The sequence below is a fragment of the Aeromicrobium sp. 10G20-16 genome, from assembly GCF_055809665.1.
In genome coordinates, this window is record NZ_CM147919.1 from 1,462,085 (window position 1) to 1,487,879 (window position 25,795).

General features: G+C 69.4%; 27 protein-coding genes, 3 tRNA genes and 3 pseudogenes. 10 read left to right on the forward strand and 23 right to left on the reverse strand.

Features of this window, described 5'->3' with window-relative positions:
- Nucleotides 1-221: 221 nt before the first annotated feature.
- From rplL to AC0L5F_RS07400, 8 genes are all read right to left on the reverse strand, one after another.
- Nucleotides 222-614 carry a 50S ribosomal protein L7/L12 gene (gene rplL, locus AC0L5F_RS07365; protein ID WP_473315966.1) on the reverse strand — a complete coding sequence of 131 codons (393 nt, stop codon included), beginning with the start codon at nt 612-614 and terminating at the stop codon, nt 222-224.
- Between the two features lie 53 nt (nt 615-667).
- Nucleotides 668-1,279 carry a 50S ribosomal protein L10 gene (gene rplJ, locus AC0L5F_RS07370; RefSeq protein ID WP_473315967.1) on the reverse strand — a complete coding sequence of 204 codons (612 nt, stop codon included), beginning with the start codon at nt 1,277-1,279 and terminating at the stop codon, nt 668-670.
- 217 nt (nt 1,280-1,496) lie between these two features.
- A complete protein-coding gene (locus AC0L5F_RS07375) occupies nt 1,497-2,285 on the reverse strand; it encodes an SCO4651 family lipoprotein (RefSeq protein WP_473315968.1) in 789 nt (262 codons plus the stop codon).
- A 22-nt stretch (nt 2,286-2,307) separates the two neighbouring features.
- The gene (rplA, locus tag AC0L5F_RS07380) at nt 2,308-3,024 is read right to left on the reverse strand and encodes a 50S ribosomal protein L1 (protein WP_473315969.1); all 717 of its coding nucleotides are present in this window, start codon (nt 3,022-3,024) and stop codon (nt 2,308-2,310) included.
- Between the two features lie 116 nt (nt 3,025-3,140).
- Nucleotides 3,141-3,569 (reverse strand): 50S ribosomal protein L11, encoded by a 429-nt coding sequence (gene rplK / locus AC0L5F_RS07385; protein WP_473315970.1) that lies wholly within the window; start codon nt 3,567-3,569, stop codon nt 3,141-3,143.
- A 56-nt stretch (nt 3,570-3,625) separates the two neighbouring features.
- Nucleotides 3,626-4,402, reverse strand: coding sequence for a transcription termination/antitermination protein NusG (gene nusG / locus AC0L5F_RS07390; RefSeq protein ID WP_473315971.1), 777 nt, complete (start codon nt 4,400-4,402; stop codon nt 3,626-3,628).
- Nucleotides 4,403-4,456: 54 nt separating this feature from the next.
- Nucleotides 4,457-4,675 carry a preprotein translocase subunit SecE gene (gene secE / locus AC0L5F_RS07395; RefSeq protein ID WP_473315972.1) on the reverse strand — a complete coding sequence of 73 codons (219 nt, stop codon included), beginning with the start codon at nt 4,673-4,675 and terminating at the stop codon, nt 4,457-4,459.
- 100 nt (nt 4,676-4,775) lie between these two features.
- A tRNA-Trp gene (locus AC0L5F_RS07400) sits at nt 4,776-4,848 on the reverse strand.
- A 123-nt stretch (nt 4,849-4,971) separates the two neighbouring features.
- Between AC0L5F_RS07400 and AC0L5F_RS07405 the strand changes: the two genes are divergently transcribed.
- Genes AC0L5F_RS07405 through AC0L5F_RS07415 form a run of 3 tightly spaced genes read left to right on the forward strand, consistent with a single transcriptional unit; the run spans nt 4,972 to nt 6,766 of the window.
- Nucleotides 4,972-5,385 (forward strand): VOC family protein, encoded by a 414-nt coding sequence (locus AC0L5F_RS07405; protein WP_473315973.1) that lies wholly within the window; start codon nt 4,972-4,974, stop codon nt 5,383-5,385.
- 30 nt (nt 5,386-5,415) lie between these two features.
- The gene (locus AC0L5F_RS07410) at nt 5,416-6,447 is read left to right on the forward strand and encodes an adenosine deaminase (protein WP_473315974.1); all 1,032 of its coding nucleotides are present in this window, start codon (nt 5,416-5,418) and stop codon (nt 6,445-6,447) included.
- A gap of 7 nt (nt 6,448-6,454) precedes the next feature.
- On the forward strand, nt 6,455-6,766 hold the full coding sequence (locus AC0L5F_RS07415) for a DUF4190 domain-containing protein (protein WP_473315975.1): 312 nt from the start codon (nt 6,455-6,457) through the stop codon (nt 6,764-6,766).
- A gap of 16 nt (nt 6,767-6,782) precedes the next feature.
- Here AC0L5F_RS07415 and AC0L5F_RS07420 read toward each other — a convergent pair whose 3' ends face one another.
- From AC0L5F_RS07420 to AC0L5F_RS07435, 4 genes are all read right to left on the reverse strand, one after another.
- Nucleotides 6,783-7,829 carry a UDP-N-acetylmuramate dehydrogenase gene (locus tag AC0L5F_RS07420; RefSeq protein ID WP_473315976.1) on the reverse strand — a complete coding sequence of 349 codons (1,047 nt, stop codon included), beginning with the start codon at nt 7,827-7,829 and terminating at the stop codon, nt 6,783-6,785.
- 51 nt (nt 7,830-7,880) lie between these two features.
- On the reverse strand, nt 7,881-8,051 hold the full coding sequence (gene rpmG, locus AC0L5F_RS07425) for a 50S ribosomal protein L33 (RefSeq protein WP_473315977.1): 171 nt from the start codon (nt 8,049-8,051) through the stop codon (nt 7,881-7,883).
- 41 nt (nt 8,052-8,092) lie between these two features.
- Nucleotides 8,093-8,166 (reverse strand) — tRNA-Met (locus AC0L5F_RS07430).
- Between the two features lie 44 nt (nt 8,167-8,210).
- Nucleotides 8,211-8,283: transfer RNA gene (locus AC0L5F_RS07435), tRNA-Thr, on the reverse strand.
- 76 nt (nt 8,284-8,359) lie between these two features.
- Here AC0L5F_RS07435 and AC0L5F_RS07440 point away from each other — a divergent pair.
- The gene (locus AC0L5F_RS07440) at nt 8,360-9,070 is read left to right on the forward strand and encodes a gamma-glutamyl-gamma-aminobutyrate hydrolase family protein (RefSeq protein ID WP_473315978.1); all 711 of its coding nucleotides are present in this window, start codon (nt 8,360-8,362) and stop codon (nt 9,068-9,070) included.
- A 7-nt stretch (nt 9,071-9,077) separates the two neighbouring features.
- Here AC0L5F_RS07440 and AC0L5F_RS07445 read toward each other — a convergent pair whose 3' ends face one another.
- The 9 genes and pseudogenes from AC0L5F_RS07445 to AC0L5F_RS07485 all read right to left on the reverse strand — a co-directional run bounded on the left by AC0L5F_RS07445 (nt 9,078) and on the right by AC0L5F_RS07485 (nt 16,700).
- Nucleotides 9,078-9,608, reverse strand: a complete 531-nt coding sequence (locus AC0L5F_RS07445; RefSeq protein ID WP_473315979.1) for a MarR family winged helix-turn-helix transcriptional regulator — start codon at nt 9,606-9,608, stop codon at nt 9,078-9,080.
- Entirely contained in the window at nt 9,605-10,831 is a 1,227-nt protein-coding gene (locus AC0L5F_RS07450; protein WP_473315980.1) for an NAD(P)/FAD-dependent oxidoreductase, read from the reverse strand. The genes AC0L5F_RS07445 and AC0L5F_RS07450 overlap by 4 nt, the downstream gene beginning before the upstream one ends.
- 1 nt (nt 10,832) lies before the next feature.
- Nucleotides 10,833-10,886 (reverse strand): annotated as a pseudogene (locus tag AC0L5F_RS07455) (hypothetical protein); the annotation flags it as partial.
- A gap of 106 nt (nt 10,887-10,992) precedes the next feature.
- A pseudogene (locus AC0L5F_RS07460) lies at nt 10,993-11,052 on the reverse strand (hypothetical protein); the annotation flags it as partial.
- Complete coding sequence (locus AC0L5F_RS07465) at nt 11,049-11,906, reverse strand: fumarylacetoacetate hydrolase family protein (protein WP_473315981.1); 858 nt, start codon at nt 11,904-11,906, stop codon at nt 11,049-11,051. The pseudogene AC0L5F_RS07460 and the gene AC0L5F_RS07465, both read right to left, overlap by 4 nt.
- Nucleotides 11,903-12,862 carry a 3,4-dihydroxyphenylacetate 2,3-dioxygenase gene (locus AC0L5F_RS07470; protein WP_473315982.1) on the reverse strand — a complete coding sequence of 320 codons (960 nt, stop codon included), beginning with the start codon at nt 12,860-12,862 and terminating at the stop codon, nt 11,903-11,905. Before AC0L5F_RS07470 ends, AC0L5F_RS07465 begins: the two co-directional genes overlap by 4 nt.
- On the reverse strand, nt 12,855-14,351 hold the full coding sequence (locus tag AC0L5F_RS07475; protein WP_473315983.1) for an aldehyde dehydrogenase: 1,497 nt from the start codon (nt 14,349-14,351) through the stop codon (nt 12,855-12,857). Before AC0L5F_RS07475 ends, AC0L5F_RS07470 begins: the two co-directional genes overlap by 8 nt.
- Before the next feature lie 62 nt (nt 14,352-14,413).
- Nucleotides 14,414-15,214 carry an acetoacetate decarboxylase family protein gene (locus AC0L5F_RS07480; RefSeq protein WP_473315984.1) on the reverse strand — a complete coding sequence of 267 codons (801 nt, stop codon included), beginning with the start codon at nt 15,212-15,214 and terminating at the stop codon, nt 14,414-14,416.
- A gap of 100 nt (nt 15,215-15,314) precedes the next feature.
- Nucleotides 15,315-16,700, reverse strand: a complete 1,386-nt coding sequence (locus AC0L5F_RS07485; protein WP_473315985.1) for a pyridoxal phosphate-dependent decarboxylase family protein — start codon at nt 16,698-16,700, stop codon at nt 15,315-15,317.
- Between the two features lie 125 nt (nt 16,701-16,825).
- Between AC0L5F_RS07485 and AC0L5F_RS07490 the strand changes: the two genes are divergently transcribed.
- The 4 genes from AC0L5F_RS07490 to AC0L5F_RS07505 are packed head-to-tail and all read left to right on the forward strand — an operon-like array spanning nt 16,826 to nt 21,491.
- Nucleotides 16,826-18,178: a glutamine synthetase family protein gene (locus AC0L5F_RS07490; protein WP_473315986.1), complete on the forward strand. Its 1,353-nt coding sequence runs from the start codon at nt 16,826-16,828 to the stop codon at nt 18,176-18,178.
- Entirely contained in the window at nt 18,162-19,430 is a 1,269-nt protein-coding gene (locus AC0L5F_RS07495; protein ID WP_473315987.1) for a cytochrome P450, read from the forward strand. The genes AC0L5F_RS07490 and AC0L5F_RS07495 overlap by 17 nt, the downstream gene beginning before the upstream one ends.
- Nucleotides 19,427-20,125, forward strand: coding sequence for a type 1 glutamine amidotransferase (locus AC0L5F_RS07500; RefSeq protein ID WP_473315988.1), 699 nt, complete (start codon nt 19,427-19,429; stop codon nt 20,123-20,125). Before AC0L5F_RS07495 ends, AC0L5F_RS07500 begins: the two co-directional genes overlap by 4 nt.
- Before the next feature lie 10 nt (nt 20,126-20,135).
- On the forward strand, nt 20,136-21,491 hold the full coding sequence (locus AC0L5F_RS07505) for an NAD-dependent succinate-semialdehyde dehydrogenase (RefSeq protein ID WP_473315989.1): 1,356 nt from the start codon (nt 20,136-20,138) through the stop codon (nt 21,489-21,491).
- Nucleotides 21,492-21,560: 69 nt separating this feature from the next.
- Here the strand turns inward: AC0L5F_RS07505 and AC0L5F_RS07510 are convergent, their stop codons facing one another.
- Both AC0L5F_RS07510 and AC0L5F_RS07515 read right to left on the reverse strand, forming a co-directional pair.
- The gene (locus tag AC0L5F_RS07510) at nt 21,561-23,096 is read right to left on the reverse strand and encodes an APC family permease (protein ID WP_473315990.1); all 1,536 of its coding nucleotides are present in this window, start codon (nt 23,094-23,096) and stop codon (nt 21,561-21,563) included.
- Nucleotides 23,097-23,192: 96 nt separating this feature from the next.
- Complete coding sequence (locus AC0L5F_RS07515; RefSeq protein WP_473315991.1) at nt 23,193-24,200, reverse strand: quinone-dependent dihydroorotate dehydrogenase; 1,008 nt, start codon at nt 24,198-24,200, stop codon at nt 23,193-23,195.
- A gap of 114 nt (nt 24,201-24,314) precedes the next feature.
- Here AC0L5F_RS07515 and egtB point away from each other — a divergent pair, with 114 nt between their 5' ends.
- Complete coding sequence (egtB, locus tag AC0L5F_RS07520) at nt 24,315-25,604, forward strand: ergothioneine biosynthesis protein EgtB (RefSeq protein ID WP_473315992.1); 1,290 nt, start codon at nt 24,315-24,317, stop codon at nt 25,602-25,604.
- Nucleotides 25,601-25,747, forward strand: a pseudogene (locus tag AC0L5F_RS07525) (L-histidine N(alpha)-methyltransferase); the annotation flags it as partial. The gene egtB and the pseudogene AC0L5F_RS07525, both read left to right, overlap by 4 nt.
- Nucleotides 25,748-25,795 lie beyond the last annotated feature (48 nt).

A 25,795-nucleotide genomic window follows, 5' to 3' on the forward strand; every position in this document is an offset into this window, starting at 1 on the left:
TCGACGCGCCGGCATCCATAGTGGCCCGGTGTGACCCGAGGCACAAACCTCAACGAACCCGATCCGCCAAGGTTACGAACACGGGCACCTCAGGTGACCGTCGAGTAACCATGACACATTCGATGTAACGTACCTCACCCGACCGGCCGATGCCGGGCGAAATGACGAGAGGCGTCCATCCCCCGGGGGGATGGACGCCTCTCGCAGGATTCAGTGACGAATCACTTCACGCTGACGCTGGCGCCGGCGGCCTCGAGGGCCTCCTTCGCCTTGTCGGCGTTCTCCTTGTTGACCTTCTCGACGACCGGCTTCGGAGCGCCCTCGACGAGGTCCTTGGCCTCCTTGAGGCCCAGGCCGGTGAGGGTGCGGACCTCCTTGATGACCTGGATCTTCTTGTCGCCGGCGGCCTCGAGGATGACGTCGAACTCATCCTGCTCGGCAGCGGAGTCGCCACCGGCGGCAGCGCCACCGGCAGCAGGCGCGGCGGCAGCGGCCACGGGGGCGGCTGCGGTCACGTCGAACGTGTCCTCGAACTCCTTCACGAACTCGGAGAGCTCGATGAGGGTCATTTCCTTGAATGCGTCCAGCAGGTCGCTGGTGCTGAGCTTCGCCATGGTGGCGTCCTTCCTGTGGTGAGGCCCCGAGGGGGCCCCGATCGAATCGGGCTTCAGCCCTCGGTGGGTGCCTCGACTGAGTCGTCTGCCGCGGCAGGCGCCTCGATCTCGGTCTCGGTGGATGCCTCGGCAGCGGGTGCCGCCTCGGCGGTTTCGGGTGTCTTCGCCTGCAGGGCCCCGAAGACTCGGGCGGCCTGCGACAGCGGGGCGTTGAACAGCGACGCCGCGTTCGACAGGCTGGCCTTCATGCCACCAGCGAGCTTGGCGAGGAGGACCTCGCGCGACTCGAGGTCGGCCAGCTTGCTGATCTCCTCCGGACTCAGGACGGCACCGTCGAGGTAGCCACCCTTGATGACGAGGGGGGAGTTCGCCTTCGCGAAGTCACGCAGACCCTTGGCCGCCTCGACGACATCACCGGTGATGAAGGCGATGGCGGTCGGACCCGTCAGGAGCGCGTCGTCGATGTCGACTCCGGCATCCTTGGCGGCGATCTTGGTCAGCGTGTTCTTGGCGACGGCATAGCTGACGTTCTCACCGAGGGAGCGCCGCAGGTCCTGCAGCTGCTTGACGGTGAGACCGCGGTACTCGGTGAGTACGGCGCCATGGGAGTCACGGAAGCTGTCCGCGAGTTCGGCAACTGCTGCTGCCTTGTCCTGGCGTGCCATGGGTCTCCTTTCACGTGCGTGGTGATGGTCACCGATCGCCGCACCTGACATGAGAAACGTCCCGCGCACAGGGCACGGGACGCGAGAAGCATCTGACGCAACCTGCGCGGGCCGCCCTCTCGGGCACTTCGAGCCACTCGCGAGAGCGGCCGACCAGCGGTCTTCGGCGTGTCGAGTCTAGGGCAGCACTGCCCCGCTGCAAAATCCAGCGGATCGGTCAGCTGGCAGCGGCACCGAGCTTGCTCAGGTCGAGGTCGGTGATCTGACCGGCGGACGGCGTCTCGACGGTGACGTCCTCGCCCCACTTGCTGAAGTCGAGGGTCACCGCGGAGCCCTTCAGGTCGATCACCATGCGACGCGGCAGGTTGTCCGGCCCGACGTAGAACGTGTAGTCGAAGGTCTGCGGCAGCTGGCCCGCGACCTCGCCGTCCGCCTTCGGGAGCTTGGAGGTGTCCACGGTGACCGTGTACGGCTGCGCCTCGACCCCGTCGATGGACTTCGGCGACCCGGCCTTCTCGAACCCGCTGATCGCCTTCTTGAACGACTCGATCTGCGCCGCGACGTCGGCCTGCGCGGCCAGGTCGCCGAACTGCGCCACGAGCGGGTTGCTCGTGTCGGTCAGGTCGATCTTGGCGAACTTGCCCTGCGTCAGGGCGCCGAACTTGACGTACAGGACCTGGTCGATCAGGCGCAGGTCCGCGTCCATCCCGAGCACCTTGACGGTCAACGACATCTGGCTGTCCGCAGGCGTCGAGCCGAGCTTCTGGTCGCCTTCTGCCGACAGCTCCTGGCCCCCGACGTTCCCGCTCATCGACAGGTGCGCGGAGCCGGCCTTGTCGATCGCCGACGAGATCTCGTCGGCGAAGGTGTCCTGGGTCAGAGCCGCCGCAGCGACGGCGTCCGACGAGGACGACCCGTCAGCCGACTCCTTGTCGCCGCAGCCGGCCAGCAGCCCCAGCGACAGGACGCTGGCGGCCAGGAGCGGAACGATCCGTGAGATGCGCATGCACCGAGGATACGTGGTGGTGTCAGGCCTCGTCGGGAGCCGAGTAGTTGCGCACGCGGCTGGGATCGACCGGGACACCCGGACCGTTGGTGGTGGAGACCACGATCTTGCTGACGTAGCGGCCCTTCGAGCTGGCCGGCTTCAGACGCAGGACCTCGTCGTACGCGGCGCCGTAGTTCTCGGCGAGCTGCTCGGCGCTGAACGAGGCCTTGCCGATCACGAAGTGCAGGTTGGCGTGACGGTCGACGCGGAACTCGATCTTGCCGCCCTTGATGTCGCCGACGGCCTTGGCGACGTCGGTGGTGACGGTGCCGGTCTTCGGGTTCGGCATCAGGTTGCGCGGGCCGAGCACGCGGCCCAGGCGGCCGACCTTGCCCATCATGTCGGGCGTGGCGACGACGGCGTCGAAGTCCAGCCAGCCCTCGCTGACCTTCTCGACCATGTCGTCGGAACCGACGAAGTCGGCGCCGGCCTCACGGGCGGCATCGGCGTTGGCGCCGGTGGCGAACACCAGCACGCGAGCGGTCTTGCCCGTGCCGTGCGGCAGGTTGACCGTGCCGCGGACCATCTGGTCGGCCTTGCGCGGGTCGACACCCAGACGCATGGAGACGTCGACGGTCGAGTCGTACTTGGTGCTGCCGGACTCCTTGGCCAACGTGGTGGCCTGGAGCGGGGTGTACAGGTTGTCCTTGTCGATCTTCTCGGCGACCGCGCGGTACGCCTTGGAGTGCTGTGCCATCTCTGGTTCTGCTTTCTGTTGATGTGACCAGTCGTGGTGAGTCGGGCCCAGCTGGCCCTGCCACTAGTGGTGCGTGATGAGGTCTTGCTAGTCGGTGCTGAACTGACTGACAGAGATCAGTCGGTCGTGACGCCCATGGAGCGCGCCGTGCCCTCGACGATCTTCATCGCCTGATCGATGTCGTTGGCGTTGAGGTCGGGCATCTTGGTGGTGGCGATCTCGCGGATCTGGTCCTTGGAGATCTTGCCGACCTTGTCGGTGTGCGGCACCGACGAGCCCTTCTTCAGGCCGGCGGCCTTCTTGATCAGCTCGGCCGCGGGCGGCGTCTTCGTGATGAAGTCGAACGTGCGGTCCTCGTAGATCGTGATCTCGACGGGGACGACGTTGCCGCGCATGGACTCCGTGGCGGAGTTGTACGCCTTGCAGAACTCCATGATGTTGACGCCGTGCGGGCCGAGCGCGGTGCCGACCGGGGGCGCGGGGTTGGCCGAACCGGCCTGCAGCTGGACCTTGACGATCGCAGCGACCTTCTTCTTGGGAGGCATGGTGGTGGTGTCCTTGTTTCTCAGTGGTGGGTGATGCGTGGGGTGACCGGGGGCGGTCAGACCTTCTGGATCTGGGTGAAGCTCAGCTCGACCGGCGTCTCGCGGCCGAAGATCTCGACCAACGCCTTGACGCGCTGGGCGTCGACGTTCATCTCGGTGATCGTGGCGTGCAACGTGGCGAACGGACCGTCGACCACCATGACCGAGTCGCTGACCGCGAAGTCGGTGAACTCGACCTTGGTGGATGCTGCCGTCTGCTGCTGGTCCGTGGAGTCGGCGGCGACCGCGATCTCGGCCTCGACGGCCGGAGCGAGCATCGACTCGACCTCCGCGAGGCTGAGCGGGACCGGCTGGTGCGAGTTGCCGACGAAGCCGGTGACCGACGGGGTGTGGCGCACGACGCCCCACGACTCGTCGGTCAGGTCCATGCGGACCAGCACGTAGCCGGGGAGCACGGTGCGCTTGACCAGCTTGCGCTGACCGTTCTTGATCTCGGCGACCTCTTCGGTCGGGACGACGACCTCGAAGATGAAGTCCTCGGCGTTCAGCGAGGTGACCCGGTTCTCCAGGTTCGACTTCACCCGCTTCTCCATGCCGGAGTAGGTGTGCACGACGTACCAGTCGCCGAACTGGCTGTAGAGCCGGTCGCGGAACTCCTGCAGCGCGTCGGCGACGGGCTCCTCCGCGGTCTCGTCGGCGACCTCGGCCTCGTCGGCGGTCTCGTCGGCAGGCGCATCGCTCGCCACGTCCTCGACCGGCACGTCCTCGACCGGGGCGTCCTCGGTGGGAGCGTCCTCGGTCAGATCGGTCTCATCGGTGGTGACGTCAGGCACGTCGACATCCTCTTCTGGGTTCATGGTGTGGGGCTTCGGGGTGGGCTCGGCAGATCAGGCGAAGATCCAGAACATCGCCTTGGCCAGACCGAAGTCGAGGCCGGCGACGATCGCCATCATGATCAGCACGAACACCAGCACCACGAAGAAGTAGTTGACGACCTGCGGGCGGGTCGGCCAGTGCACCTTGCGCAGCTCGGCGATCACCTGGCGGTAGAACGTGATGGGCGACGTGCGGCCGCGCCTGCTGGCCAGCTCTTGACTGTCGGTCACCGTTCTCCTTCGTCGTGCTGTCGTCGTGCGAGTCCTTCGCACGGCACTGAGCTTGTTGGTCCGTGCTTCGCACGGCACTGTGCTCTTGGTCCGTGCTTCGCACGGCACGAGGGACTTGAACCCCCAACCTTCGGTTTTGGAGACCGATGCTCTACCAGTTGAGCTAGTGCCGTCCGCGGCCCCCGAGCCGATCCGTCGCGCCCGTACGAGGGCATGACGAACTAGCCTGAGTTTCGCCGGTCCGTCAAGTGTACGGGGTCCTGCGCGCCCGAGTCGAACTGAGGCAGACTCCCCCGATGGACACCTCCACACCTGACCCTTCGGCACCGCTGCCGGGCACCCTCGACCTCGGCGCGTTCTCCGTGTCGCTCGCCGTGTCCGACCTCGATGCGTCGGCCACCTTCTACGCCGCGCTCGGCTTCGTCGAGACCGGCGGGGACCGCGAGCACCACTACCTGATCCTCAAGAACGGCGAGACGACACTCGGACTGTTCCAGGGGATGTTCGACAGCAACATCTTGACGTTCAACCCCGGTCTCGACAATCGCATGCAGCAGGTCGCGGACTTCACCGACGTGCGCCGAGTGCACGCGGCACTGACCCGAGCCGGCCTCGACGCCACGCTCAACGCCGAGGCGGAGACCGGGCCGGCCCACGTCACCGTCACCGACCCCGACGGCAACAGCATCCTCATCGACCAGTTCTTCTGACCCGACGACCCGGCTGACAAGATGGCCGCCATGGGTCACCGCACGATCGCGACGCTGCCGAAGGCCCACCTTCATCTGCACTTCACCGGTTCCATGCGACACGGCACACTCCTGGACCTCGCCGCCCGGGACGGCATCCGGCTGCCCGCGTCGCTCGTCGAGGACTGGCCGCCGCAGCTGGTCGCCACCGACGAGAAGGGCTGGTTCCGGTTCCAGCGTCTCTACGACGTGGCCCGCTCCGTGCTGCGCACCGAGGACGACATCCGCCGACTGGTCCGCGAGGCCGCCGAGGACGACGTCGCAGATGGGGCCGTGTGGACCGAGATCCAGGTCGACCCGTCCGGCTACGCGGCCACCTTCGGCGGCATCACCGCCTTCACCGACCTGGTCATCGACGCGGTCCGCGACGCCACGAACGCAACCGGCCTCGGCATGGGCCTGGTCGTGGCGGCCAACCGCACCCGACATCCACTCGACGCCCGGACCCTGGCCCGGCTCGCCGCCCAGTACGCCGGCCGAGGAGTGCTCGGCTTCGGGCTGTCCAACGACGAGCGCCGCGGGACGACCGAGGACTTCGGACCCGCGTTCGCCATCGCCGAGCGGGCCGGCCTGCGCCTCGTGCCGCACGCCGGGGAGCTGCTCGGCCCGTCCAACGTCACGACCGCCCTGGACCACCTGCACGCCGACCGCCTCGGGCACGGCGTTCGCTCGGCCGAGGACCCGCGGGTGCTCGAGCGCCTGGCGTCGGAGGGCGTCGCTCTCGAGGTCTGCCCGGTCTCCAACGTGTCGCTCGGCGTCTACTCCACCCTCGAGGAGGTCCCGGTCCGCACGCTGATGGATGCCGGCATCGACGTCGCGCTCGGGGCCGACGACCCGCTGCTGTTCGGCACCCGCCTCGGCGGCCAGTACGCACTGCTGCGGGCCGCCCAGGACTTCGACGACACCGACCTCGCCGAGCTCGCCCGCATGTCCCTGAGGGCCTCGGCCGCGCCCACCGACCTCGTTCAGTCCGGGCTCGCCGAGATCGAGACCTGGCTCGCCCCGACCGACCGAACGGCATGATGAGGCCATGACCCATCCGCCCTACCTGCGGCTCCCGAACCATCCGCGCTCGACCGTGGCCCTGATCCTCGGGATCCTCTCGGTGTGCAGCGTGGTCGTGGGCGTCACCGCCGTGCTCGGACCCATCGCCTGGTACCTCGGCGCCAAGGCCGTGCGCGACATCGATCGCGAGCCCGGGCGGTGGGGCGGTCGCAGCGAGGCACGGGCCGGCATGGTCATGGGGATCGTCGGCACGGCCCTGCTCGTGGTCGCGCTGCTGCTGCTGGCCGCGCTGGTCGGCGGCGTCGCGATCATGAACACCTACGACACCGGGTACTAGCGGCGTCGCACGCCCGTCACAGGTGACACCCGACCAGCACCGGCTCGTTGACCAGGGTGATGCCGTGGGCCTGCTCGACCCCCGCACGCACCTCGCGCGCCAGGTCCAGCAGCTCGGCGGTGGTGGCGCCACCGCGGTTGGTCAGGGCGAGGACGTGCTTGGTCGAGAGCCCGGCGCGACCACGGGTGTGACCCTTGGCGAATCCCGCGTGGTCGATCAGCCACGCGGCACTCGTCTTGACCGTGCCGTCCGGCTGGGGGAAGCGCGGCGCGTCGGACGGCAGCGCGTCGGCCTGCTCCGGCGTCACCAGCGGGTTGGTGAAGAACGAGCCGGCGCTCCAGGTGTCGTGGTCGTCAGGGTCGAGCACCATGCCCTTGCCACGCCGCAGGCCCAGCACGGCGGCGCGGACGTCGGCCATGGGTGCGCGGTCGCCGACCTCGCGACCGAGCGTCCTGGCCAGCTCGGCGTAGGCGATCGGCGCGCCGAGGTCGCCCAGCGGAAGCTGCAGCGTGACGGTCAGCACCACGAAGCGATCCGGCTCGGCCTTGAAGCGGCTGTGCCGGTAGGCGAAGGCGCAGTCCGCCGCGGCGAGCGTGCGAATGGTGCCGTCCGACCGGTCCAGCACCCGCACCGAGGCGATGACGTCGGCGACCTCCTGACCGTAGGCGCCGACGTTCTGGATCGGCGTCGCACCCACCGAGCCGGGGATCCCGGACAGCGCCTCGATCCCCACCCAGTCGTTCTCGACCGAGTGCGCCACGAAGCCGTCCCACGGTTCGCCGGCGGCGACGGTGACCGTGGCGCCACTGCACGCATCGGCCTCGACCGCGATGCCGCGCGTGGCCACCTGCACGACGAGGCCGTCGAAGCCGTCGTCGGCCACGACCAGGTTGCTGCCGCCGGCCACCAGCAGCAGCGGTTGACCAGCGGCGTCGGCCCCACGCACCGCCTCGACCAGCTCGTGCTCCGTGCCGGCGGTCACCGAGGACCGGGCGGGACCACCCAGGCGCAGGGTCGTCAGGTCGGCAAGGTCCACGACGACGACGCTAGCAGTGCCGGACATGACGAAACCCCTCCAGGACCACGTCCGGAGGGGCCGTCGAGCAGTCGAGGGTCAGCGCGTCTCGCGGTGCACCCGGTGCGTCTTGCAGCGGGGGCAGAACTTGTTGATGTCGAGACGATCGGGGTCGTTGCGACGGTTCTTCTTGGTGATGTAGTTGCGTTCCTTGCACTCGGTGCAGGCCAAGGTGATCTTGGGGCGAACGTCAGAGCTCTTGCTGGCCACGGGGTGCCTCTTCTTGATCGGTGGTGCGGTGTCTGTCTGTGTAGCGGAGGCGGGGCTCGAACCCGCGACCTCACGATTATGAGTCGTGCGCTCTGACCAACTGAGCTACCCCGCCGCTGCGCCTGTGTGAGGGTTGACGAGGTTTCCCTCGTCTCCCAGAGCCCCTTTACGGAATCGAACCGTAGACCTTTTCCTTACCATGGAAACGCTCTGCCGACTGAGCTAAAGGGGCAAGCCGACAGCCCAAGATACACGGGTGGAGCAGAGAACCCGAAATCGGGGCGGCACCTGATATTGTTTGGGACCAAATGAACCCTGCTGTGCACCGCCGCCGACCGCTGATCGCGATCCCGGCTCGGTTCTCCGAGTCGGCATCTGCCCTGCGCTACCGCGCCGAGGTGCTACCCCGCACCCTGGTCGCCGCCGTGCACGCCGCCGGCGGTGAGCCGCTGGCCGTGCATCCGTCCGATCCGGACGAGGTCGGCGAGCGACTCGCCTTCGCCGACGGCATCGTCCTGCCCGGTGGCGGCGACCTCGACGCGAGCTCGACCGGCCAGGCCGCTCATCCCACCCTGTACGACGTCGACGTCGAGCAGGACCTGTTCGACCTCGCCGTGGCACGACACGCCCTCGCCACCGGCACTCCCCTGCTGGCGATCTGTCGCGGGCTCCAGGTCGTCAACGTGGCACGCGGTGGCGACCTCGTGCAGGACATGTCGGAGACCACCGGAAACCATCGCGACCTGGTGCACACGATCCACGTCGACGCCGGCACCCTGCTGGACGCCACCATCGGCGCCGAGGTGGAGGTGTCCTGCTTCCACCACCAGAGCCTGGGGCGGCTCGGCGAGGCGATGACGCCCGTCGCACGCGCCGCTGACGGCACGACCGAGGCCGTCGAGCTGCTCGACGCGGCCGGCTGGTTCCTGGGCCTGCAGTGGCATCCCGAGGACACCGCGGCCACCGATGCCGCACAGGCAGCCCTCTTCGCGGCCCTGGTCGACGCCGCGCGAGGGTGACCGACGACTACGCGTCGCGCTGGGCGGCGCGGCGATCGGTGGTACCGGACTCGAGGTGCTCGATGATGCGGTGCAGCGAGCCGCCGAGCGCGTCGACCTCGGCCCGTCCGAGGGACTCGGTGACGAACTTCTCCTCGGCGTTGAACGAGGGGAACAGCTGCTTCATCAGCCGTTGGCCCTCGTCGGTGAGCGACAGCAACGTGCGTCGTCGGTCGTGCGCGGGCACCTGCTTGACCACCAGGCCCCGGTTGATCAGGGTCTGCGCGACGCCGGTGAGCGTCCCCTTGGTGATGCCCGCCTCCGCGGCGACGTGACGTGTCTCGATCTCGTCCCAGATCCACACGACCCACAGGACGACGAACGCGGTCCAGGTGAGGTCCACCTTGCGCAGCACCGACTGCTCCAGGTGGTTGCGGATCGCCGAGGCGGCACGGTACAGGTTCGAGACAGCCGCCATCGCGGCGAAGTCGATCGGCAGGTCGTCGATCTTGGAGGCGACTGCGTCCTCGGTCTGCTGCAGCGTGTGGAAGCCCGTCATGCACCGATCCTGCCCGACGCGTCAGGCCCCTGTGCGATCAGGTCGCGGTAGTGCTTGAGGCGCCCGGCGAGGCCGACCATCACCACGCCCACGAGCGCGTCGGCGCCCTGATCGTCGACACGGTGGTACCCGACCACCACCTCGCCGTCGAGATCACCCTCGAGCACCTCGGCGCGCTCGCCGACCCCGACCGAGCCGAAGGACTGGATGCGCAGGTCGTACTGATCGCTCCAGAACGACGGGATCGGCGCGAAGGGCGTGTCGTCCACCGCCTCGCCGGTGAGGTGACGGCCGAGGGTGCCCCCGGCCCGTCGCGCGCTGTCGGTCGCCATCGTCCAGTGCTCGACGCGACGCGGCACGTCGTCGAGCAGCAGGTTCGGGAAGCGCGCGACGTCACCGCAGGCCACGACGTCGGGACGACCCTCCACGCGCATCGCGTTGTCGCACAGCAGCCCGTCGCGCAGGTCCAGTCCGTTGCCCTCCAGCCACTCGACCTCGGGGATGCACCCGACCGCCTCGACCACGAGGTCGGCATCGAGCATGGTGCCGTCGGCCAGCTCGACCGACGTGACCCGATCGGTGCCGCCGAAGCCGACCGGCACCGTGCCGAGGTGGAATCGCACACCCTCGGCCTCGTGCCGACGCTGCAGCGCCGCGCCGAGCTCGTGGCGCAACGGACGCTGCATGGGCACGTCCTCGGGGGCGACGACGTCGACCTCGACACCGAGCCGCCGGGCGGTGGCCGCGACCTCGCAACCGATGAAGCCGGCACCGACGATGACCAGGCGCCTCCCGCCGAGCAACGCCTCGCGCAACGCTGCCGCGTCCTCGATCGTGCGGATGACGTGACGGCCGTTCTCGGGTCCCTGCAGGTCCAGTCGGCGCGGGCGCAGGCCGGTGGCGACGACCAGACCGTCCCACCCGATCTGCTCTCCTGACGCGAGGGTGACGGTGCGCGCCGTCAGGTCGGCGGCGACCACCCGGGTGTCGAGGCGCCACACCGCGTCGGCGGCAGCGCGCGGGACGCGGAACTCCAGCTTGGCCTCGTCCAGACCGCCCTTGAGCGCGTCCTTGGACAGCGGCGGGCGGTTGTACGGCATGCGCGGCTCCTCGCCGAGCACCAGCACCTCGCCGGCGTACCCGGCCTTGGCGACGGCCTCGGCGGCGCGCAGCCCGCCCATGGAGGCGCCGACCACGACCACACGACCAGCGGCGCCGGACACGTCAGTCCTCGATCTCGATCGCCTGCAGCGGGCAGACGTCGGCCGCCTCCTCGACGTCGTCGCGCCACTCCTCGTCGAGCTTCTCCGGAGACGTACGTGTCGCCCTCGGTCATCGACCGGAACGCGAGCTTGCCGTCGTCGTCCAGGGAGAACACCTGGGGCGCCGAGAACACGCACTGTCCGTGGTCGGCGCACTGGTTCAGATCGACGATCACCTTCATGACTGCTGCTCCCTCTGCTTCTTGATCAGTTCGCGCTTGGGCCAGTCGCCGCCCTGCGCGGTGGACAGGACCTCGTCGGTCTCGGTGGGCTGGGCTCCGACATCGGTGCGGATGGCCGTGGGCCCGGAGACGATGTGGTTGGTCAGCGTGCCGAGTCCCTCGACCTCGACCTCGACGACGTCGCCGGGGTACACGGTGCGCGAGGTGGCCGGCGTTCCGGACAGCAGCACGTCACCGGGGTTGAGGGTGATCGTGCGAGCGATGTCGGCGACCAGGTAGTGCATGTCCCACTCCATCTCGGCCGTGGTGCTGTCCTGGCGCACCTCGCCGTTGACGAGGGTGCGAATGCGCTTGTCGTGGAAGTCCCAGTCGTCGACGAACCCGGGGCCGAGCGGGCACAGCGTGTCCGAACCCTTGACCCGCAGCATCGAGCCGGCGTCGGTGTCGCGGAAGTCGTGCAGGCCGTAGTCGTTGGCGATCGTGTACCCGGCGATGTGGTCGCCCGCCTCCGCCTGGCTCACGTTGCGGGTGGTCCGACCGATGACGATGGCGATCTCGCCCTCGTAGTTGAGCCACTTGCAGCCCTCGGGGCGCACGACGGCTCCGCGATGGGCGTTGAGCGCCGACGTCGGCTTCTGGAAGTACGTCGGGGCGCTCGGCAACGTCGTGCCGAACTCGTCGACCCGGCTGCGGTAGTTCAGGTGCACCGCGATGACCTTGGTCGGCACCACGGGGGGCAGGTGGATCGCGTCCGCGACCAGCACGCTGCGGCCGTCGCCGGCCACGAGGGTGTCGCCGTCGCGGACGACGTCGACGACGTTGCCGTCGAGGAGGATGCGGCGGTGCTCGGTCATCGGACGGGTTCTCCTTGCATCGGCGACGACGGCGTGGCGGTGAAGCCGTCCTGACTGGTGTCGGTCTGCCGGGCCGGCGGGAAACCGGCGTCGGGCCGATCGAACCACACGTGCACCTGACCGGTCCCGACGGAGTTCTCGTACTCGCTGAACTGCCGTCCCGGCGCCGTGCAGTCCTGCTCGCCGAGGGCGCCGATCATCATCAGGTAGTGGCCGAACCGGGCCTCGGGCTTGAACCGGTAGAACTCCGGCATCGTGTCCAGGACGCGCGCGTGGTCGCCCGCAGCGAACCACTCGAGCCGCTCCAGGTCGGCGGCGTACGCCTCCGGGGTGAAGATGTGGCTGGGATCGGCGGCCTCGTGGTCGCGGATCTGGCGCAGCGGCCAGAACGTGTGGCTCAAGGCGCCCGAGGCGATCAGCAGCACCTTGCGGTCCGTGGCGGCGATGCCGCGGGCCAGAGCGCGGCCGAGGCGCAGGTTGTCCTCGGTGTCCGCGGTCTGGCAGACCCCGATCGAGATCCACCGCTTGTCCGGGAGCCCCTGACCGAGGAACTCCCACAGGTTCGTGGTGGCGTAGAAGATCGGCAGGGTGTCGTCCTCGATCGGGGTGATCCACGTGCCCTGGCCGGGCGCCTCGGCGGCGATGGCGTGCGCCAGCTCGGGGTCGCCGAGGAAGTCGTACGGCCGCGAGGCCATGCCGCGCGGCAGCTCCTCGGAGGTGAACAGGCCGGCGCGTCGTTCCTGGGCGGTCACGACGAACTCGACCGTGGTGGCCCAGTGCGAGTCGAGCACGACGACGGTGTCGTAGTCGAGCGTGTCGAACACCTCGCGTCGCAGGTCGTGCAGGCCACTGACCAGGGTGGAGTCGACCCCACCGTTGAGCTCCTTGCGCACCGCCTCGGGCAGCACGATGGTCGGGACGTGCGCGAGCAGGCCCGCGCCGACGATCTCACCCATGGTCAGCTCCATCCGTTCGTGTCCAGCCGTCCGGCGACGTGACGGTGTTCTTGACGTCGCAGAAGAAGTCGAACGACCAGGTGCCGCCCTCGCGCCCGACGCCGGACATCCGGGACCCGCCGAACGGTGCCCGCAGGTCGCGCACGAAGAAGCAGTTGACCCAGATCGTGCCCGCCACGAGCTGGGCGGCGACCCGGTCGGCCTTCTCACGATCTCCGGTGAAGAGCATGGCCGCGAGACCGAACTCGGAGTCGTTGGCCTGACGCACGGCGTCGTCCTCGCCGTCGAAGGTGTGCAGCACGAGAACCGGCCCGAAGACCTCCTGCGTCGAGATCTCCGACGCGGGGTCGACGCCGGTGAACAGCGTCGGCCGGTAGTACGGACCCCCGAACTGGTCCATGAGCTCGGTATTGCGCTCACCGCCGATGACGGCCGTGGCACCTGCGGCGCGGGCCCGCTGCACGAAGCCGTCGACCTTCTCCAGGTGGGCCGCGTGGATCGAGGGCCCGATGTCGGTGTCGTCGTCACGCGGGTCGCCCTGGCGCAGGGCGCTCGCCTTCTCGACGAACTTCTCGACGAAGGCGTCGCGGATCGACTCCTCGACCAGGAGCCGGGTGCCGGACAGGCACACCTGGCCTGCGTTGTCGTACTGCTCGACCGCGTTCTCGACCGCGAGGTCGAGGTCCGCGTCGGCGAACACGACGAAGGGCGACTTGCCGCCGAGCTCGAACGAGACCGGCGTGAGGTTGGCGGCGGCCGCAGCGGCGATCGACTTCGCGGTGGGGACCGAACCCGTGAACGAGATGCGCGCGACCCCCGGATCGGCCACCAGGGCCGCACCGACCTCCTGCCCGAGGCCCTGCACGACGTTGAGCACACCGTCCGGCAGGCCCGCCGCGGCGGCGATGTCGGCCAGCAGCGACGCGGTCAGCGGCGAGAACTCCGACGGCTTGAGCACGACCGTGTTGCCGGCGGCGAGCGCGGGCGCGACCTTCCAGGTGGCCAGCATCAACGGGGCGTTCCACGGCGAGATCAGCACGCAGACACCGGCCGGGTCCCAGCTGACGTGGTTGCGGTGGCCGCGGGTCTCGAAGTCCTCGTGGCCGAGGCCGTCGAGCAGGTAGTCGGCGAAGAACCGGAAGTTGTGGGCCACCCGGGGCATGACGCCGCGCCGGTGCGAGCGGATCAGGGCACCGTTGTCGGTGGTCTCCACGATCGCGAGGTCCTCGATGCGCTGCTCGACACCGTCGGCGATCGCGTGCAGGATCCGGGCCCGCTCGGCCGGGCTCGTCGCAGCCCAGCCGGGGAAGGCCTCGTGCGCGGCCCGGACGGCCTGGGCCGCCTCGTCGGCGCCGCCGCGCGCCACCTGCGCCACCACGGTGCCGTCGATGGGCGACACGTCGTCGAAAGTCTGCGCGGAGGCGACCCGTCGCCCACCGATCCAGTGATCGGTGTCGACCTCGACGCCGGCGATCTCGGTCACGTGCATGCGACTCCCTCGAGTAATCGTTCGGGTCCAAACGTATAACCGGGATCACACCCGGTCAAGGCCTACTGGGTCAGGTCTGCCAGCGAGGTGCCGCCGTCCCACACCACGCCGATCTGGCGGTAGTAGCCGCCGATGATCTCCTCCACCTCGAGCTCGGCCAGCTCCTCGGTGGGCGACTCGTACAGGCGCAGGTCGACGTCACCGGTCCAGGACTGACCACCCTCGAACGAGCTGGCGCCCGACGAGATCAGCTCCACGTAGGCGTCCGGCGACCCGGACTCGATGCCCGGATAGATGCGGTGGTGCGCCATCGGGTGGCCGTTGACGAACCCGTTCGTGTCCGACTTCCCGGTCAGGGTGAGCACCGCGTCGGCGAGCCGGCGGTCGCCAGCGGCCAGCGTCGCGCCGAACACGCCGCCCGGCGCGATCTGCGGTGCCGCCTGCGCGAAGGGGTGCGGACGGGTCTGCCACATCGAGCCGAGCTTCTTGGGGTAGCCCTGGTGCAGCCCCCGGCCGATGGCGAAGTCCTTGTCCACCCAGATGTAGACGCAGCGCGAGAACGTCTGCCCCTCGTAGGAGCAGCGGACGACGACGAACGCCTCCTTGTACTGCGCGCGGATCGGGTCGAGCAGCTCCTCGCGCGAGGAGCCGCACGACTGCCAGTCGGCCCAGATCAGCGCGACGGCGCCGGGATCGTCGTCGGCCAGCGACAACGGAGCAGGCAGCAGGGCCTCCACGTTGGACGGGTCGGTCCGGTACTCCACGGTCAGGAGGTCGCCGGAGTAGTGCCACGGCGGCGAGGGGATGAGCGCGGCCTTGCCGAGCGGCGTGCGGGGGTACAGGAAGCCGTGCTGATCGGTCATGCGTGCTCCTCGGGTGATCGTTCGGGGAGAAGATCGTTTGGACCCTGACGATATGCGCGATGCGCGGTTCGCGCCAGAGCGCGGCGAGCCCGGGGCGCGGTCATCGCGTCGTCTCGTCGAGGATGCGCAGCACCACGTCGGCCGAGGTGTCGGGATTGACGAACACGACCCGCAGCACGGTCCGGCCCGCCCACCGGGTGGGCACGCACAGCATGGTGCCGTCGTGCGCCAGGCGGTCGCACCAGCGCGCGTAGTCGGCCTCGGTCCAGCCGGGTCGGTCGAACATCACGACCGACAGCTCGGGAGCGACCAGGAGGTCGAGGTGGTCGATGGCATCGATGCCGGCGGCCACCTCGCGAGCGGTCGCCAAGGTCTTCTCGATCGCGTCGCGATAGCGGTCGGTGCCGTGCGTGGCGAGTCCGAACCACAGCGGCAGCCCGCGCACGCGCCTGGACAGGTGCAGGGCGAGGTCCGAGGGATTGGGCTGCTCACGGTCGACGTGGTCCAGGTAGCTGGCGCGCTGGGCGAAGGCGTCGCGGGCGTCCGCGGCGTCGCGGTACAGCAGCGCGCAGCAGTCGTACGGGGCGAACAGCCACTTGTGCGGATCGACGATGAAGCTGTCGGCCCGCTCGATGCCGTCGAAGCGCTCCCGCACCGACGGCGCGAGCAGCGCCGCCCCGCCATAGGCGCCGTCCACGTGCATCCACACGTCGTGGTCGGCGCAGGCGTCGGCGACGTCCGCGAGGTCGTCGATGACGCCGGTGTTGGTCGTCCCGGCCGACGTGACGACCGCGAAGGCCGACGGCGTGCGCTCCAGCACCTCACGGAGTGCAGCACCGGTCATGTGTCCGCGCTCGTCGACCGGCACGCGCGCCACGTTGACGTCGAGCACCTCGGCGGCGGTCGCGATCGAGGAGTGCGCTCCGCTCGTGCACACCAGCGTCCACCCACCCTCGGGCTTGGCGCCGCGTCGCCGCCGCGCGCGCGTGCGGGCCGCGAACAGCGCCGAGAGATTGCCCGTGGTGCCGCCGGACACGAAGCACCCGGCGGCGGTGTCAGGCCACTGCAGCAGCCCGGCCAACCACGAGAGCACCTCGTTCTCGGCGTGGATCGCTCCGGCCCCGGCCTCCCAGATTCCGCCGAAGATGTTGGCGCTGCCGGTGACCGCGTCGAACGCGACCGACGAACGGTTGGGAGCAGCCGGGATGTAGGCGAGGTTGAGCTCGTGCCCCTGGGCCCGGGTGGCCGGCTCGAGCACGTCGCTGAAGATGCGCATGGCCTCTGCGGACCCGATGCCGTCGGGCACGACGGTGCGGCCGGCCTCCTCGGCGAGCTCGGAGTCGGGCCGGGCCGTGGTGCGGGGGTCGGACGAACGCGCCATGCGGGCGACCGCCCAGGCCAGGGCCTCGCGGACGCTGCCGGACTCGTCACCCCAGAACTCGTCGGTGCCGCCGAGATCCGTGCCGTGGACGTGTGAGCTGGTCATCGCGTGCTCCTCTGTTCGATCTGGACCCACCCTCCACACCTGGCCCCCTGCCTTGTCAAAGTGTGATCGGGGTCATATCGTAAGGCTCCAAACGATTTGGCTCCAAACGATCAGGCGGAGGACCAGTGGGACACTTCAACACCGATGCTCTCGAAGCGGCGGCGGCCGAGCTCGCCACCCGCGACATCGACGTCGTGCGACTGAGCTACCCGGACCTGATGGGCACCGAACGCGGTCGCGACCTGATGGTGTCCAACATCGCCCGCACGGTCGGTGACGGTGTCGCGTTCTGCCGCACCGTCTACGGCACGACCCCGGGCGGCGACGTCGTCGCCATCGAGGGCGGCCTGGCCGACGGACTGCCCGACGTGGTGGCCTTCCCCGACGTCAGCACCCTCGTCGACGTGCCGTGGGAGCCCGGTGTCGCCCACGTGATCGCCGACGTCTTCAACCCCGACGGGAGCCCGTCCGAGGAGAGCCCCCGCAACGTGCTGCGTCGCGTGCTCGAGAAGTTCTCCGGGCTCGGAATGCGCCCGATCGTGGGGCCGGAGCTGGAGTTCTTCGTCCTGGAGAAGGACGACGCCGCACCCACGGGATGGCGACGCTACGGCGAGGCCCCCGGCAACGTGTACGTCTCGGGGCTGCGCGGCGACCCGGAGAACGTGCTGCTGCGCTCGCTGCGCCAGCTGGCCGGGTACGACCTCGACGTCGTGGCGGCGAACCACGAGTTCGCCAGCGGCCAGTTCGAGATCAACCTGTGGCACTCCGACGCCCTCGGCGCCGCCGACCGCGCCTACCGCTTCAAGGGTGCGGTCAAGGAGCTGGCCCGGCGCGAGGGCAAGCTCGCCACCTTCATGGCCAAGCCGTACAACGACGAGGGCGGGTCGGGCTTCCACCTGCACTTCTCGACCCTCGACGACGACGGCGCCCACCTGTTCGACGACCCCGACGGCGAGGACGGCCTGTCGGCCACGGCCCGGTCGGCGATCGCCGGGGTGCTCGCCCACGCGCCCGCCCTCGCTGCGCTGTCGAACCCGACCATCAACTCCTACAAGCGCTTCGGCCCGGACACCCTGGCTCCGTGGTTGATCGACTGGGGCCTGGACAACCGCAGCGCGATGGTCCGGGTGCCTCCGGAGCGCGGCCGCGCCTCACGCCTGGAGCTGCGCCTCGGCGACGCGACCGCCAACCCCTACCTCGCGATCGCGGGCCTGCTGGCCGCCGCGTACCTCGGCATCCGCGACGAGATGACGCCGCCACCCGGGCTGGAGGGGTACGGCTACGACACCAGCAAGGCCGAGATGCTGCCGGCCGGACTCGCGCAGTCGCTGGACGCCCTCGAGGCCGACACCGAGTTCGCCGAGCTGCTCGGTCCGCGCTTCGTGCAGACGTTCCTCGCCTTCAAGCGCGACGAGCTCGACCGCTTCAACCGCCACGTGACCGACTGGGAGTTCACCGAGTATGCCTACCACCTCTAGCCTCGACCGCCCGGCTCTCGCCGACATCGACCTGGCCGACCTCGGCCTGTTCGAGCGCAACGAGGCGTGGTCCAGCTTCGACCGCCTGCGCGCCGAGGCGCCCGTGCACTGGAACCCGGAGGAGAACGGCTCGGGCTTCTGGTCGATCACCAAGCACGAGGACATCGTGGCGATCGACCGCGATGCCGAGACCTTCACCTCGACCGACTACGTCAACCTCGAGGAGGTCGACGACGACCTGAAGGACCTGCGGCGCTCGATCCTGGAGTCCGACGGGACCCGCCACCGGGCTCTGCGCAAACTGCTGCAGCGCGACTTCGGCGGGCAGACGCTCAAGAAGTTCGAGGACTTCCTGCAGGGCCTGACCGAAGCCACCGTGAACGCCGCGCTCCGACAGGAATCGTTCGACTTCGTCAAGGAGGTCAGCGCCGACTTCCCGATCCAGGTGCTGGCCCAGATGCTCGACGTGCCGGCCGACCGCACCGACCAGCTGATCCACTGGGGCAACCAGATCATCGGCAACACCGACCCCGACTACGCCCAGGTGCTGCTCTCCGACGCCGACAGCGACAAGTACAAGCACCTGCCGTTCCGGTCGCCCGCGTCGCTGGAGGTGTTCGAGTACGGCCGAGAGCTGGCCCAGCAGCGCCGCGGCGGCGATGGCGAGGACCTGGTCAGCAAGCTGGTCAACCGCGTGCCGGTCGACGGCGAGCCACTGACCGCCACCGAGTTCGACAACTACTTCCTGCTGCTGGTCGTGGCCGGCAACGAGACGACCCGGCACACCATCAGCCACTCGATGCTCGCCCTCATGGAGCACCCCGACCAGCTCGAGCTGCTGCAGCGCCAGCCCGAGCTGATCCCGAACGCCGTCGAGGAGTTCCTGCGCTGGGCCAGCCCCGTGTACCACTTCCGCCGCACCGCGACCCGCGACGTCGAGCTGCGCGGCCAGCAGATCAAGGCCGGCGACAAGGTCGTCATGTGGTTCGCCTCGGGCAACCGCGACGAGGACGTGTTCGAGGACCCGTACCGCTTCGACGTCACCCGATCACCCAACGACCACGTGACGTTCGGCAAGGGCAGCCCGCACTTCTGCCTGGGCAACAACCTGGCCCGACTCGAGATCAAGCTGATGTTCCAGGCCCTGATCCCTCGCATCAAGACCGCCGAGTTCACCGGTGACGTCACGCGGGTGCGGAGCAACTTCGTCAACGGGATCAAGAAGTTCCCCGTCACGATCACGCACCGATGAGGGCGCTCGCGGTCCTGCACGACTTCTGCTCGGCACCCGGTCTGGTCGGTGACGCACTGACCGACCTCGGATGGGAGCTCGACACCGTCACGATCGTGCCGTCCGAGAGGTTCGCCGACCCGGGCGTCGACTTCACCTTCCCCGACCACCGACCGTACGACCTCCTGATCCCGTTCGGAGCGCCGTGGAGCGTGTACGACACCGAACGGGTCGGGTCGTGGGTGCAGCCCGAGCTGGACTGGCTGGCGACCGCCACCGAAGACGACACACCCGTCCTGGGCGTGTGCTTCGGCGGCCAGCTGCTGGCGCAGGCGCTCGGGGGCACCGTGGTGCTCGGCGAGGTCCCCGAGGTCGGCTGGCACTCCGTGCACTCCGACCGGCCCGAGATCGTGCCCGAGGGGCCGTGGTTCCAGTGGCACTACGACCGGTTCACCCTGCCGCCCGGTGCCACGCGGGTCGCGCACAATGCCGCGACCGACCAGGCCTTCGTGCACGGACGATCGATGGGGCTGCAGTTCCATCCCGAGCTGACGCCGGCGATCCTCCAGGGCTGGCTCGACATGGGCGGCGACGCGAAGGCGAAGGCGCTCGGGATCGATCCGGCCGATCTCGCCGACGTCACCGACGGTCGCGTGGAGACATCCGCGGCGCGTACCCGTACTTTGGTCGAGGGATATCTCGCCCACGTCTTCTGAGGAGCCTGACATGAGCACGCAGCCCACCTACCAGGTCACCGATCCATCGACCGGCGAGGTCCTCGAGACCTTCGACCACGCCACGGACGCTGACATCGAGAACGCGCTCGCCGCCTCGCACGCCGCCTACCGCGCATGGAAGGACGTGCCCATCACCGAGCGCGCCACGGTCGTGCAGAAGGTGGCCGACCTGTTCCGCGAGCGCGCCGACGAGCTGGGCGCCATCGCCACGCAGGAGATGGGCAAGCCGTTGGCCGAGGCGGTCGGCGAGGCCGACTTCTGCGGCGACATCTTCGAGTACTTCGCGACCGAGGGCCCCGAGCTGGCCGCCGACCAGCCGATCAAGGGCATCTCCGGCGGCACCGCCATCGTGCAGAAGCTGCCGATCGGCCCTCTGCTGGGCATCATGCCGTGGAACTACCCCTTCTACCAGATCGCCCGCTTCGCGGCCCCCAACCTCATGCTGGGCAACACCATCGTGCTCAAGCACGCCGAGTCGGTGCCGCGATCGGCCCTCGCCGTCGCCCAGCTGATGGCCGACGCCGGCCTTCCCGAGGGGGCGTACGTGAACACGTTCGCCACCTTCGACCAGGTCTCCACGATGATCGCCGACCCCCGCATCGCGGGCGTCTCCCTGACGGGCTCGGAGCGCGCCGGCGCGGTCGTCGCGGCCGAGGCGGGCAGGAACCTGAAGAAGTGCGTGCTCGAGCTCGGCGGTTCCGATCCGTACGTGATCCTCGACAGCGACGACGTCGAGGCAGCGGCCGATCTCGCCTGGGAGACGCGCATGAGCAACACCGGCCAGGCCTGCAACTCCAACAAGCGCATGATCGTCATGGACGACATGTTCGACGGGTTCGTCGCTCGTCTGACCGAGAAGGCATCGACCCTGGAGTCGTTCTCGCCGATGTCGTCGCGCGCAGCCGCCGAGAACCTCGCCGAGCAGGTGCAGGACGCCGTCGACAAGGGCGCCACCCTGCACGCCGGGGGCGTCCTGGGCGACGGGCCGGCGGCCTACTACTCCCCCGCCGTGCTCACCGGCATCACCGAGGAGATGCGCGCCTACCGCGAGGAGCTGTTCGGTCCGGTGGCCGTGGTCTACAAGGTGGGGTCGGACGAGGAGGCCCTGGCCCTCGCCAACGACACCGACTACGGACTCGGCGGCGCGGTGTTCAGCACCGACCTCGATCGCGCCCGCAGGATCGCCGATCACCTCGAGGTCGGCATGTCCAACGTCAACACGCCGGCCGGCGAGGGTGCCGACGTCCCGTTCGGCGGGGTCAAGCGGTCCGGCTTCGGCCGCGAGCTGGGCCCTCTCGGCATGGACGAGTTCGTCAACAAGCGCATGTACTACGTGGCCGACTGAGTCCCACCCGACGCACGAGGGCCCCGCGACCGTGGTCGCGGGGCCCTCGTGCCGTTCACGTGACCCGGGTCAGCTGACCAGGTCGGCGATCGCGTCGGCGTTCTCCTCGCGCCGGCGGACGCGTCCGACGACGAGCCCGATGGCGAACACGATGAACGGCGCGAGCACCAGGAACCAGCCGAGCGCGGACAGGCCGAAGGTCTGGGCCGTGGGGTCCACGCCGTCGGCGACGGTGCCGGCGAGCAGGCCGAACCGGGCCGCGACCAGGTAGGCGCCGAGCGCCAGTCCGACGATCGACAACGCAGGCGCGATCATCGTGTTCCAGACCCGCGTGTCCTCGCCGGTGCGGCGGAAGTACACGATCACCGCTGCCGAGACCAGGACCTCGACGAGCACGATCGCGAGCACGGCCACGGCGCTGAACCAGTAGAACAGGTTCAGGACCGGGTCCTTGCCGGTCACGACGAACAGCAGGATCACCACGAGCGTGATGGTCGACGTGACGGCGGCGCCGACGATCGGGGCTCCGCGGCCGTTGACGCGATCGAGTGCTCGCGGCAGGACACCCGCACGTCCCATCGAGAAGAAGTAGCGGGCGGCGCTGTTCTGGAATGCGAGGAGACCTGCGAACAGGCTGGACAGCACCAGCCAGCTCATCAGGGTTCCGAGCCAGCTGCCCACGTACTCGTTGGCCACGGAGAACAGCACGGCTGCCGGGTCGGCCAGCGGCTCGCCACCGACGGTGGAGCGTGTCGCGACCTCGTCGACGATGTTGGTGCTGCCGATCCCGCTGACCACCGCCCAGGAGGTGAGGGCGAACAGGACCGCGATGAGGGTGACGGCCATGTAGGTCGCGACCGGCACCGCACGCTTGGGGTTCTTGGTCTCCTCGGCGTAGATGGCGGTGGCCTCGAAGCCGATGTAGGAGGCGAAGGCGAAGGCAAGCGCGATGCCGGCCGATCCGGCGAACCCGCCCTCGAAGATCTTGGCGGGCGAGAACGAGGATCCGGGGGCGAGACCGTCCGGTCCGCCGCCCTGCACGAGCACGACCACGGCCACCAGCGCCAGCGAGGCGACCTCGGTGAGCATGAGGACACCCAGCACCTTGGCACCGAGGTCGACCTGCAGGATCGACAGTCCCAGCACGATCGCCCAGGCGAGCAGCGCCCAGACCCACCAGCTCAGGTCGAGTCCGATCTTGGCGTCGAACTGGCCGGCCGCCACGGCCCCGAAGAACCCGAAGATCGCCAGCTGGATCGCGAGGTACGCGAGCAGGGAGACGAACGCGGAGCCGACGCCCGGCACGACGCCGAGGCCGCGGCCCACGTAGGCGAAGAAGGCGCCGGTGTTGCTGACGCGCAGGCTCATCGCCGAGTAGCCCACGCTGAAGATCAGCAGGACGGCGCCGACGGCGAGGTAGGCGCCCGGTGCGGCGGCACCGTTGCCGAGGACGATCGCGACCGGGACGGCGCCGGTCATGCCGACGAGCGGAGCGGCGGCGGCCACGACGAAGAAGACGATGCCGGCGATGCCGAGCTTGTTGCCCTTGAGTCCCTCCTCACCGGCGGGACTGGAGCTGGTTGCTGACTGTTGATGGGTGCTCATGTGGCTCAACCTCTTCGCAGGGGGCGACGGTGTGATGGGGACCACACAAACCTATTTGGACCCAAACGACTTGTCGAGCGATTCGGCGAAATTTCCTCAGGTCGCGGCAGCGGCGAGACGCGAGGGCCACGCCGGGCCCTCGTAGATGAAGCCCGTGTAGCCCTGCACCAGGTCGGCGCCGGCGGCCAACCGGGCGCGCACGTCGTCGGGGGTGGTCACTCCTCCGACCCCGATCAGGGCCAGGCGATCGCCGACGCGTTCTCGCAACCGCACGAGCACCTCGGTGGAGCGCTCCCGCAGCACGGGGCCCGACAGCCCGCCCGCCCCGGCTGCCTCGACCGTCGCGCGGTCGGTGCGCAACGAGTCCGGCCGGGCGATCGTGGTGTTGGTGGCGCTGATGCCGTCCAGACCGAGGTCGAGGGCCAGGTCCGCCACCGCGTCGACGTCGACGTCAGCCAGGTCAGGAGCGATCTTGACCACGAGCGGCACGCCACGGCACTCGTCCTTGACCGCCGACAGGATCGGGCCGAGCTGGTCGACCGCCTGCAGGTCCCGCAGACCGGGCGTGTTGGGGCTCGAGACGTTCACGACGAGATAGCTGGCGTGGGGACTGAGCAGGCGTGCGCTCTCGACGTAGTCGGCGACGGCGTGCTCGGCCTCGACGACCTTGGTCTTGCCGATGTTGACCCCGATGACGGCGTCGCGCCCGGCACGAGTGCCCCGGAGCCGGTGCAACCTCGAGGCGACCTCAGCCGCTCCCACGTTGTTGAATCCCATCCGGTTGACCACCGCCCGGTCCTCGACCAGGCGGAACAGCCGCGGGCGCGGGTTGCCCGGCTGCGCCTGGGCCGTGACGGTGCCGATCTCGACGTGCCCGAAGCCCAGAGCGAGCAGTCCGGGGACGGCGCCGGCGTTCTTGTCGAAGCCTGCCGCCAGGCCGAAGGCGTTCGGGAACTCGATCCCCATGACGGTGCGCGGAGCCTGGGTCTTGGCGACGACCGGCCCGACCAGCCGGCCGGCGCGGATGGCGGCGAACCCCAGCTCATGGGCCCGCTCGGGGTCCATGCCACGAAAGACGGTGTCGAAGAAGGCGCGGTAGACCACGGGTCCACCCTAGGGCCGGCCACGGTGAACAGGACGTGAAGAGCTTCCCGCTGGGCGTGCGACTGTCGGTGGGCCTGCCTACGGTGGAGTCAGCTGAGGCGAGGAGACATCCCGATGACTGCGACACCTGCCACCCTGATCGAGCTCTACGACCGGGTCCGGGGGCACACCGAGCAGCTGGCCGCGCCCCTGTCGCCCGAGGACCAGACCGTCCAGTCGATGCCGGACGTCTCCCCCACCAAGTGGCACCGTGCGCACGTCACGTGGTTCTTCGAGACCTTCGTGCTGGCCGACACCGAGAGCTCGTTCAAGCCGTTCCAGGACCAGTACTGGTTCTTGTTCAACAGCTACTACGAGGCCGTCGGCCCGCGGTACTCACGCGCCGAGCGCGGCTACATCACCCGCCCCGGGGCGCACGACGTCGGGCTGTACCGGTCCAACGTCGACTCGCGGGTCCATGACCTGGTCTCCACCCTCGACGAGGGCACGCTCGAGAAGGTCTCGCCCACGATCGAGCTCGGCTTCCACCACGAGCAGCAGCACCAGGAGCTGCTGCTCATGGACATCAAGCACGTCTTGTCGGTCAACCCGCTGCAGCCGGTCTACGGGGGCGCTCCCTCGCCCCGCTCCGAACCGGACCGCATGGGCTGGGTCGACGTCGAGGGCGGACTCGTCGAGATCGGGCACGGCGCGCACGGGAGCGACGGCTTCAGCTTCGACAACGAGCTGCCCCGGCATCGCACCTGGCTGGAGCCCTACCGCGTCGCGGACCGCCTGGTCACCAACGACGAGTGGATGCACTTCATGGCCGACGGCGGCTACGACCGCCCCGAGCTGTGGCTCTCCGACGGCTGGGCCCGGGTGAAGGCCGAGGGCTGGCGGGCCCCGTTCTACTGGACCGATCTCGACGGCGTCTGGCACGAGCACACGTTGCACGGCACCCATCCGGTCGACCCGGGCCTGCCGGCCACCCATCTGAGCCACTACGAGGCCGACGCCTACGCCACGTGGGCCGGCAAGCGCCTGCCGACCGAGGCCGAGTGGGAGCACGCGGTGGTCGCCGACGGCCAGGGCGACGCCGCGACCGCGGGCGGCAACCTGGCCGACACCGAGACCTTTCACGCGCGGGCCGCCGGGCCGCCCACCGGACACCTGCGGCAGGTCTACGGCGACTGCTGGGAGTGGACCTCGTCGTCGTACCTGCCGTACCCCGGCTTCCATCCGCCGGCCGGTGCCATCGGCGAGTACAACGGCAAGTTCATGTCCAACCAGATGGTCCTGCGCGGTGGCTGCGCACTCACCCCGCCCGGCCACGCCCGGCTCACCTATCGCAACTTCTTCCCACCCGGCGCGCGCTGGGCCATGTCCGGGCTGCGGCTCGCCGACGGAGGAGCACCCGCATGACCGCACACCCCCTCAAGCCCACCGTCTCGGTCGTCCTCGACCCGGGATGGGCAGCAGACGGCCTCGTGGCCGACGTGCGCCGCGGCCTCGGCAGCCAGCCACGCACCCTGCCGCCCAAGTGGTTGTACGACGACCGCGGGTCGGACCTGTTCGACCAGATCACCCGCCTGCCCGAGTACTACCCCACCGAG